5 protein-coding genes are annotated in these 10,655 nt (G+C 66.6%); 3 read left to right on the top strand and 2 right to left on the bottom strand.

Going from position 1 to position 10,655, the window contains the following annotated elements; genetic code table 11:
• Window positions 1-468: aminopeptidase (locus ACIRA7_RS11590; protein WP_396221001.1), on the top strand; the 468-nt coding region annotated here is incomplete at its 5' end.
• 12 nt (window positions 469-480) lie between these two features.
• On the opposite strand, the gene ACIRA7_RS11585 is transcribed toward ACIRA7_RS11590, so the two are convergent.
• Together ACIRA7_RS11585 and ACIRA7_RS11580 are read right to left on the bottom strand one after the other, a co-directional pair.
• A complete protein-coding gene (locus tag ACIRA7_RS11585) occupies window positions 481-3,330 on the bottom strand; it encodes a M16 family metallopeptidase (protein WP_396221000.1) in 2,850 nt (949 codons plus the stop codon).
• A gap of 32 nt (window positions 3,331-3,362) precedes the next feature.
• Window positions 3,363-5,462, bottom strand: a complete 2,100-nt coding sequence (locus ACIRA7_RS11580) for an ATP-dependent helicase (RefSeq protein WP_396220999.1) — start codon at window positions 5,460-5,462, stop codon at window positions 3,363-3,365.
• Between the two features lie 596 nt (window positions 5,463-6,058).
• Here ACIRA7_RS11580 and ACIRA7_RS11575 point away from each other — a divergent pair.
• Window positions 6,059-10,192, top strand: a complete 4,134-nt coding sequence (locus ACIRA7_RS11575; protein ID WP_396220998.1) for a beta strand repeat-containing protein — start codon at window positions 6,059-6,061, stop codon at window positions 10,190-10,192.
• 176 nt (window positions 10,193-10,368) lie between these two features.
• Window positions 10,369-10,655: hypothetical protein (locus tag ACIRA7_RS11570; protein WP_396220997.1), on the top strand; the 287-nt coding region annotated here is incomplete at its 3' end.

Below are 10,655 nucleotides of genomic sequence, written 5' to 3'. Positions count from 1 at the left end.
GGAACGGTGTCGTTCAACGAGTCCTTCGCCACTTTCGTGGGCGGGCGCGGCGCGGAGCAGTTCTTCCGGGCGCGCGGCGACTCCGTGCTGCGTCAACGCGCGGAAGACGAGTGGCATGACGACCTGATGCTGGGCGCGTTCTGGGAGCGCACATCGAACGAGATCGAGCAGGTATTTGCGTCGCTCCCCGACTCGGCCCGCGCCGAACGGATCGCGGCGCGCGATCGTGTGTATGCCCGCGCCCGTACCCGTCTCGTGGACAGCATCGGGCCGCAGCTCCGCACCTATCCCTCCGGCTGGGTGCAGCGGGTGAAGCTCGACAACGCCGTGCTGCTCTCGCGCCGCGTGTACGCGGAACGGCTCGATCGGTTCGATTCGGTGTACGTGGCCGAGGGACGCGATCTCAAGCGCGCCATTCAGCGGATCATCGCGGCCCACAAGGATGCTGTGAGCCGCAACGATCGCTGAGCGCTGGTGGCGTTACTTGCTCTCGGGTAGTAGCACGAACCGCGCCCGGTTCGCTTCGCTGAGGTACTGCTTCGCGGCCGCCGCCAGCTTCTCGGCGGTCAGTCCGGCAATCATCGGATCTTCACTCCCGATGGCGCCCAGGTCGTCGCCGTTCTCGAGACGACTGCGGATGGTGCTCAGCCAATAGCCATTCTGCTTACGCGCCACTTCCAACTCGCGGCGCTGCTGCTCACGCACGCGTTCCACTTCCGCCGCACTCGGCGGCACACGACGCAGCGAATCGAGCTCCTGTTGCACCGCGGCGAACATCGACTCCGCCTTCTCGGGCGCCGAGCCGTAGCCGATCACCACCTGCCACTCCTGTCGCGGCGTGCGCGAGAACTGCGCGTTCACCGACACCGAGTAGGTGCCGCCCAGCGACTCGCGCAGACGGTCCAACAACCGCATCTCGAGCACTTCGCCCACCGACGACAGCAGGTAGGAGTTCTCGCGGCTCCAGGGGGCGGTCCCCGCCATCAGAATCGCTGTTTGGCTCTGCGGGGCAATGCCCTTGCGCACGGTCTTGTCGATCCGGCCGCTGAACAGCTTGGGCCCGACGTCCTTGAACGTTTCCTTGCGACCGGCCGCGGGCAGGGGCGCGAGCCACTGCTCCACCAACGGCTTCAGCACCGCGAGGTCCACGTTGCCGACGAACACGAAGGTGAAGTCGCCGAGATCGGCAAACCGGTCGCGATAGATGGCCAGCATTTCATCGAGGTTGAGCTCCTGCAGCATCTCGGCCGAGAGCGGACGTACCCGCGGATGACCGCCCGCGAGCGTCATCTGTACCGTGTCGCTAAAGACGGCGGCCGGATTGGCGTCCTTGTTCTTGAGCACCTGATCGAACTGCTGCAGCAGCGCCTTGAACGCCGACGTATCCGCCCGTGGTGACGTGAGCCGCAGCCAGGTAAGCTGCATCATCGTTTCCAGGTCTTTCGGCGAGGCGCGCCCGCTCACCCCTTCGCTGAGATCGGTGATGACGGCCGACGCGGAGGCCACCTTGCCGGTGAGCTTCTTGTTCAAGTCGACGATCGAATAGTCGCCGACGCCGCCACGCTCGATCACGGTGGTCGTCAATGAAGTCTTGAACACCTCCTTGTCGGCCACCAGGCTGGCGCCACCCGGGCTCCACCCCGTCATCACGATCTGATCCGCGGTGAAGTCGGTGGGCTTCACGAACACCTTGATGCCATTCGACAGCGTCCATTCCGTGAGGTTGAGCGACTCGGTCCGCTTCTCGCTCACCACGCGTCCGGCCGTGGGCGCCTTCGCGACCAGCGCACCGGCGGTCACCGATTCCACCCAGGGCGTGATCGTGGCCGCGTTCACCTTCGCGAAGACGCCGCGGACGTCGGTGTCGGTGGGCACTGCGAGGCCTTCCTTCTCGGGCAGGCTCACGGTCACCACGCGGTTGGCCTCGCCGACACGGTTCGCGCCCAGCGCGTTCACTTCGGTGAGGGTGACGGTGGGCAGCAGGCGCTGCATCGCCGCGTACTCGAACGCGATCCCGGGAATTGCTTCGCCCTGCAGGAAGTTGTCGATGTACTCGCCGACAAACGCTCCCGACGGCGTCTTGTCGCGCTCCTGATACGCGCGCTCGTAGGCTCGCAGCGTATTGATCTTCGCCCGCTCGAGTTCGGCGGCCAGGAACCCGTGACGACGCACGCGTTCGGCCTCGGTGAGCAGCGCCTGCAGTGACTCCAGCAGCTTGCCTTCCTTCGCGCGCGCATCGAGCGAGTAGTACTCGCTGTTGCGCACGAAGCTGCCGCCGCCGGCCCCTGCACCCACAAACGGCGTTTCAGGCTTGAGGGCGAGTTCGCTGAATCGCTGATTCAGCATCTGGTCGTACAGCCGCTCCAGCAGATCCTGCCGCAGGTCGCCCACCGTGCGGGTCGTGCGCCCCTTGCTCTTCCACAGTACGCCCACCGACGAGCCACTGAGCTCCTTGTCGGTGGCAATCGAGATGAGTGTGGAATCGTGGGGAGGCACCGCGGCGACCGTGCGCGCGCGGGCGCCCTTGCGGGGCGCGATGCCGCCGAACGTGGAGCGAATCAACGCTTCAAGGGTCTTCGGATCGGCATCGCCGACGGCAACAACGGCCATGAGATCCGGACGGTACCAGTCGCGCCAGAAGCGCTTGAGCGGAGATGGGTTGGCCTTCTCGAGAATCTCCGGCTTGCCGATCGGCAGTCGTTCGGCGTAACGCGAGCCGCGGAAAATCACCGGGAACTGCTTGTCGCGCAGCCGTTCGCCCGCCCCGAGCCCATTCCGCCACTCCGACAACACCACGCCGCGCTCGGCCACCACCTCGGTGGAGTCGAACAGGATACCGGTGGCCACGTCGCCCAGAAAGCGGAAGCTCTTTTCGAGAATGCCGGCGCTGTCCGTGGGAACGGGCAGGATGTACACCGTTTCATCGAAGCTCGTGTACGCATTCAGATCGGCGCCGAAGCGCACACCGATCGACTCGAGGTACTTCACGATGTCGTTCTTCGCGAAGGACTTCGTGCCGTTGAAGGCCATGTGCTCGATGAAGTGCGCGAGACCGCGCTGATCTTCGTCTTCCAGAATGGAACCGGCGTTCACCACCAGCCGCAGCTCGGCGCGCTGTTCCGGCTTGGCATTGCGTCGGATGTAATAGCGAATGCCGTTGGGCAGGGTGCCGATGCGCACGGCGGCATCGACCGGCAAGGCCGATGGCAGCGCGAAGGAGTCCACCGGCGTCTTGGTGGCGGCACCCTGCGCGCCGGCCACGCTGCCGGTCACGGTGCCGGTGGTGACGGCGACGAACGCGGCCACCGACAGATTGCGGAAGAAACTCAATGGATCCTCGTCAAGGTGAAGAGTGCTGCGAACTACGCGGTGGGGAAGCGGCCTCGCAGCAAGGCGCGCAAGTCGAGCGGTGGTGCGTCGCCACGAAGTGCCGGCAGGGCCGGGGGCATTTCTTCGCCAACGGTCACCCGCTGCATGGATGTGCGTACCCCCGGGTCCAGAAAACGGGACAGCTGACTGTAGGCGAAATCGGCGCCGGTCCGGGTGGCGTAGCTGTGCAGCGGATACGTGACGAACAGCTGATCGCGGGCGCGGGTCATCGCCACGTACAAGAGGCGCCGCTCTTCGTCGATCTGCGCGTCGTCATTGGCCGAGCGCGCCATTGGGAACACGCCGTCGGAGGCGTGGATCACGAACACCGCGTCCCATTCCTTCCCTTTCGCGGAATGCACCGTGGACAGAATCAGGGCGTCGTCTTCATCGGTGCTGCCCACCGCGAGATCCTGCGTGTTCGCCGGCGGCTCGAGGGCCAGCGCCGAGAGAAAGGTGCTGCGGTCGGGGTAGCCGGCGGCGATCACTTCGAGCTGATCGAGGTCGGCCATGCGCGGCGGCGCATCATCGTAAGTGGCCTGCAGGATCGGATCGTACAGGTGGCGGCAGAGACGGATGGTCTCGGCCGGTGCGTGCGGGTTGTTGCCGCGCTCCACGCGGCGCATGCCATCCAGCAGGGCGGCCAGTGCCTGAAGCGCCGGGCGGGCGCGTGAGGGCGCCTTGGTCGCGCCAAGCGCCATCGGTTCCCATGCATGATGGGCCAGCAGGTCGATCGCCGCGCGCGCGGTCGCGTCGCCTACGCCGGGGAGCAGGCGCAGCAGGCGGTACCAGCTCACCTCGTCGCGCGGATTCTCCAGCACGCGGAGAAACGCCAGGATGTCTTTGATGTGCGCGGCCTCGAGAAACTTGAGGCCACCCCATTTCTCATACGGAATCCGCCGGTTGGCGAGTTCGATTTCGAGATCGGCCGAGAGATAGCCGGCGCGAAAGAGCACGGCCATTTCGCGCAGCGGAATCCCCTCCTCGTGCAGTTCGAGCAACCGGTCCACGACGAACGCCGTTTGTGCGTGCTCGTCCTTCACGGTCACGAGCCAGGGCGGCTCGCCGCCGGTGCGCTCGGTCCAGAGCTGCTTCGAGTAGCGCTCGCGGCTGCGCGAGATCAACGCATTCGTGGTGTCGAGAATCGGCCCCGTGGAGCGATAGTTGCGCTCGAGCGTGACGATCTGCGTGCCCGGGAACTGCTGCGGAAAGTCGAGGATATTGCGGATCGTCGCGCCGCGGAACGCGTAGATGCTCTGGGCATCGTCGCCAACCACCGTGATCTTGCCGTTCGTGCACAGCGCGCGCAGGATGCGCGACTGCAGCGGATTGGTGTCCTGATACTCATCGACGAGCACGTGATCGTACAGCGCGCGAATCTGCTCGGCGATGGGCGGGGCCTGTTCGAGCAGCAGCGCCCACGACAGCAGCAGGTCGTCGTAGTCCAACAGATTGCGTTCCGCCTTGCGTTTCACGTAGTCGCCGAAGAGCCGCTCGATGTCGCCGGTCCAGGCGAGGAAGTGGGGCCATTGTTCGCCCAGCAGTTCCGCGATGGACTGTTCGGTGTTGACGTGCCGCGAGTAGATGGACTGCAGCGTTTCGGCGCGGGGGAAGCGTGGGGCCGACCGTGGGGCGTTCTTGAGATCGGCGTAGCCGAGGGCGGCGCGGGCAATGCCCATCAGATCGGAGGCATCGGCCTGATCGAGGATCGTGAAATCGGCGGGGAGGCCGGCGGCGGGCCCGAACCGGCGCAGTAGGCGATGGGCAACGCCATGGAAGGTGCCACCATGCACCTGGTGCGAGGCGGAGCCGACCAACCGCTCACAGCGTCCCAGCATTTCCTGCGAGGCGCGGCGGGTGAAGGTGAGGAGCAGAATGCGGCTGGCGGGGACGCCTCTCCCGATTAAATGGGCGACCCGATGGATGAGCGTCCGGGTTTTGCCCGAGCCGGCGCCGGCGACAATGAGGAGCGGGGTGTCGCCGTGGCTGGCGGCGGCGGCCTGCGCCGCATTCAGGGCGGGCCCTTCGGCGGCGACCGGGGGCGGGGGGATCACGCGGATTGCGGGGACGTGGATCCGGGGGGGCTCAGCCATACATACAGTATAGGCGCCGGTGCGGTCGGTTGCCGAGGGTGTGACGTTCGCGGCGTAGGGGGCGTCCCCTTTCCGGTGTCTTCGGTATCGTGCGGTGGGGGAGTCGGGCGGGGGTGATACTGTGGAAAACCGGCTTTTGTCGGCCCCTGGTCACAGAATTGTGACAGCGGCGGCTGAAGCCCGGGTAACGCGGTGGCTTGACTCCAGTGGCCGGACACCCCTAGGTTAGGGCGTTGACGACGGCGGGAAAAGTGTGCGTGTCATCCTTCGGGATGCTCGCGCCCACTTTTCTTGCCGGTATGTGTTTGAAACGTGTGAGCAATCGCACGTGCAGGAATCACGAGGAACCGACGCTTGGGTTGGCGACGCGTGATGCAGGGCCCGTTGTTGTGCAGATCGGTTCTTCGGGCATCATGGGTGTACACGACAGGGTGTTGATTCGGCCGCTCCCCGAGCCACGTCCTGCTCCTCTGTACGCAGTGCATGATGGAGCGCGCGCCAGATCGGCGAGCGCTTGCCAACGCCAGACGTTGTTGATGAGGCAACCCACCCTCATGAACAGCAGCTACCTCCACGACCTCGAAAGAGGGGGATTAATGCAACTCTTTTCTCGGAACAAGGCGATCATCGCCCTGAGCCTTGGCGCCTTGGCGCTGGGTGCTTGCGGTGATGACGTGACGGTGCCTGTGGCACCGGCCGCGCCGATCACGCTGTCCATCACGCCGCCCTCGGCCAATATGAACATTGGCGAGTCGGTGAATTTTGCGGTTCAGATCTCGGGCGGCCCGAGCACGGGTGGCCCGACGCTCGCCAGCTGCACGTCGAGCTCGGCGACGGTTGCGACGGCCACGTCGGCGACGGCTACGGCCGGCGTCGGCAGCGCGTCCTGCCGCGTGACGGCCGTCGGCGCCGGTAACGCGACGATCACCGCCACGTCCTCCACGGGCCAGTCGGCTGCCGCGTCGGTCTCGGTGTCGGCTCCGGCTCCGGCCATCACGTCGCTCGCGGTGTCGCCGTCGGCGGCGCAGCTGGCGGTTGGTGGTTCGGTCACGATCGTCCCCACCGTGCAGCCTGCTGGCCGCACGGCGACGTACACGTACACCACCTCGTCGGCGACGATTGCGTCGGTGACGGCGGCTGGTGTGGTCACGGCGGTTGCGCCTGGCGTGGCGACCATCACGGTCTCCGCCACGGGTACGGCGGCGGGCTTCACGACGGCCACGATCAACCAGGCCGTGACGATCACGGTGTCTGATCGCGCGCCCGGCCTGACGTCGTTGAACGTGCAGCCGAGCTCGGTTGCGCTGGCGCAGGGCGGCACGCAGGCCCTGACCGCGTCGGCGGCTGGCCCGCGCGCTTCGGCCGCGACCATCACCTACGGCACCTCGGCCCCGAGCATTGCGACCGTCAGCACGATGGGTGTCATCACGGCCGTGTCGGCCGGTACGGCCGTCGTTACCGTGACGGCGCAGAGCGTTGAAGCGGGCGCCTTCGCGGCGTCGTCGATCACGGCGCTCATCCCGGTGACGGTGTCGCCGAATGCGCAGGTCGCGATCGTGAACCTCACGCGCGGCGGCTCGACGATCGACATCTCGAACGTCACCGACCAGATCGAAGCGAACATCGCCATCCAGCCGAACGGCCAGACGGTGTCGGAAGTGAACCTGTGGGTTTGCGCCCCGGCGGAAACGGTGGCGGCGTGTGCCGCGCGCACGAACGGTGTGCCGGCTGCTCGTCAGTCGTTCACGGCGTCGGGCACGCAGGCGGCCACGGTGCAGATGTACGTGAACACCAGCGAGTTCACGACGCCTGACTTCACGACGGGTGCCGATGCCAACACGCTCTATAAGAACGGCCTCCGTACGCTCGTCGCGACGTTGACCACCTCGCCGGCTGCCTCTTCGACGATCGCGTCGAACAGCATCTCGCAGGTGAACTTCAACAACCCGGACGGCTGGACGATCTCGTGGGCGGCTCCGGCCAACAAGGCGAACGACGTGAGCAACATCACGTGGTACGGCGGTCCGACCACGCCGGACGCCCTGACGCCTGCCGCCCAGTCGGGCGCGGGTTCCTTCACGGTGGTCCCGGTTGTCTACACGCCGAACCGTACGGTTGTCCAGGCTGTCCTCAACCTGTCCACCGCTTGCGGCTCGAACATCACCGACCGCTCGCGTCCGTTCTCGGCCACGTACGGTACGGCCACGCGCGACACGCTCGCGGGCACCTTCAACTGCACGGGCGTTGCCTCGACCACGGCTGGTCTGGCCCCGAACGTCGTCAGCGGCGTTGACAACAACAACAACACCTACGGCGGCGTCACGCTGACCCCGGCGGCTGGAACGTCCATCTTCAGCGACTTCTCGAACATCGCCACCAGCACGGTGGGCGGCTATCGCCAGTCGCTCGGGTATCGCCCGAACAACCTGTACCTCCCGCACGACTACGCGGCGCCGTCGATCACGGCGTTCGACGTGCGCGGCGGCGGCGCCTCGGGCGTCGACTCGGCGTGGGTGAACGCGGCGTACTTTGTCGCCGGTACCAACGCCGTGACGGCCACGGGCACGGGCTCGCTTCGCTACCGCATCTCCGACGGCAACGTCGGCCTGACGTCGGCGAACGGTTCCGAAATCGGCGCTGGTGCGGCTTCGCGTAACACGCTGTTCAGCGTGTGCCTCAATCCGCTCCCGGCCACGACCCCGACGGCGCCGATCAACTGCACGTCGCCGGTCGCGACGGGCGGCATTTCGTCCACGATCGCGACGTTGAACGTGCCGGAAGCGTCCAACCTGACCAACACGGCGTACTATGCCCAGGCGGCGGAAACCGACCGTCTCGGCAACCGCGCCACGACGGTCGCCTTCACGTGGGCGAACGCGTCGGCTGGCACGGGCGCCTCGGCCACCCCTGGTCTGAACACCTCGGCTGCCGTCCCGACCGCCTTCGGTGTCGACATCACGGCTCCGACGCTCGTCGCGATCCCGAACTCTGGCGATGCGTTCCCGATCACCGGGTTCGCCCGCACCGACCGCGACTCGATGTACGTGTCGGCCGCCAGCGGCATCACCACCACCACGACGGGCGTTCCGCAGGCTGACGCCGCCACGTTCGCGGTGCGCTTCACCGACAGCCGCTCGGGCTTCTTTGCTTGCACCGCGGCGAACTGCTTCGGCGGCGCGGGTGTGCGCGGCGGCAGCTTCCAGATCGTCCGTCGCTCGGCTCCGGCCGCGCTGTCGCTCACGGGCGATGCCACGGTCGAGAACCTGGTCGGCAGCTCCACGACCGCGGGCCTGACGCTCCGCAACTCGATCGACGCTTCTGTCTACGCCGGCGACGCCTCGGTGCGTCAGTTCTCGGTGTTCGTGGGTGGCGTCGCGGGTCGTAACAACGCGACCACCGTGCCGGCCAACATCGGCACGCCGGCGCCGGCTTACTACACGTTCAGCGGCACGCTCGCTGACCGTGCGGGCAACACCACGGCCATCCCGGCCCGCTCGGTCGCGATCGACAATGCGGCCCCGCAGATCACCGGCATCACGGTTCCCGGAGTGCTTCAGGGCGGCACGACCGTCGGCTTCGGGCCGGCCGGTACGGACGACCTCGAAGCGATCGCTGGTGACCTGGCCCTGGCCTACCGCCAGATCGGCCGCGCCAACGGCACGGTGGTTGGTGCGACCACGCAGCCGCAGCGCATCCGCTTCCTTCGCGTGCCGAACTACACGTCCACCGGCCTCCTCGGCCTCTGGCACAACCCGTTCGCCGCGATCAGCGACAACAAGCTGACCACGCCGGTCGGCCCGGGCACGACGCTCGCGTCGTCGGCGCTCAACGTGCCGATCCCGTTCATCCAGCAGCTGACGACGGTTGACGGCGCTGGTGCCCCGCTCTCGGCGGCCGCCATCACGGCCCTCGGTGCGGAAGTCAAGCCTGACACCGTTGTGGCCAACCTGTACGACATCCGCGGCACCTCCACGACCGTGTGGTCGGATCAGGGTCGCTCGACTCCGCTCGTGGCCACGATCTTCCCGTCGCAGGTTCCGACGGCGACGAAGAATTGGACGGCCTCGGGCGCTGGCATCAGCACCTTCACCGCTTTCAACCCGGCGTCGGCCAACCTCGAGTTCCGCGTCGAGACCAGCACGTCCATCACGAACCCGCCGTTCTCGTCGGTCTACGTGATCCGCGCTGGCGCGACGGAATGGGAGCACCTCGGTACGGCGACCTTCGCTGGTACGCTCGACCAGGGTGGTCTCCGCTTCTTCCGCTACACGTTCAGCTTCGGTGGTGTCAGCCAGGGTCAGTTCACCCAGGCCGCCCTCGCCAACGGCGACGTGGTCCGCGCGATCGGCGTGGATGCGGCGGGTAACGCGCTCTCGACCTTGAACGTGACGTTCGGTCTGGCGCCTGCCTTCCCGGGCTCGGTCACGGCCTCGGCCGCGGCTGGTACGGCGGCGGCGACGATCCTTGACGACAACACGGGCGGCGGTACGCGCATCGTGTCGGTCAGCGCCAATCCGAACGGTGCGGCGATCAGCTACACCTGCGTCTCGTCCAACCCGGGCCTGCTCACGGCCACGATGGGCGGCGCTGGTACCTGCACGATCGCTGCGGCTGGCTCGGCCGCTCCGGCCGGCAACAACGTCACGGTGACGTTCACCGCGACGGGCACGGTGGGTGGTTTCAACACCAACTCCGTCAGCACGACGGTCACCTTCTCGCGCCAGCCGTAAGGCTTAGCGAAAGGCTGGAAAACAAAGGCCCCGCCCGAAAGGGCGGGGCCTTTGTCATTCCGCGCCACACCCGCCCCTCTTCGGAACAGCGGGGTAGGTAAGTAAAGTTCAAAGCCATCCGCCGTTCGCCTGTTGTACGCGAACGCGGTCGTCATCATTCACTACGTCCAGCACCTATGAAGACTCTTCTTGTCCGTACTTCGGTCGTTCTCCTGCTACTGACTGCGTCCGCCTGTGGTGGGGCGGACGAAGCCGGTGATGCGCAACTGAAAGGGCTCACGGCCGGCATGACCACAGAGGAGGCGCTCTCGGCCATGGGCACGGGCCCCCTCACCGCCACATTGTCCGATACGATGCGCGTCGTGAACGGCTTTCGCCGGATACGTTATTTTCTCAATGGTTCGAACTTCGAGGTCATCTACGCCCGAGAGCTACCGGGCGATGTCAAGGAGCCGTTGCTTCA

The organism is Gemmatimonas sp. (assembly GCF_044376735.1).
Lineage (GTDB): Bacteria > Gemmatimonadota > Gemmatimonadetes > Gemmatimonadales > Gemmatimonadaceae > Gemmatimonas.
This window is presented reverse-complemented; position numbering and strand designations above follow the sequence as displayed.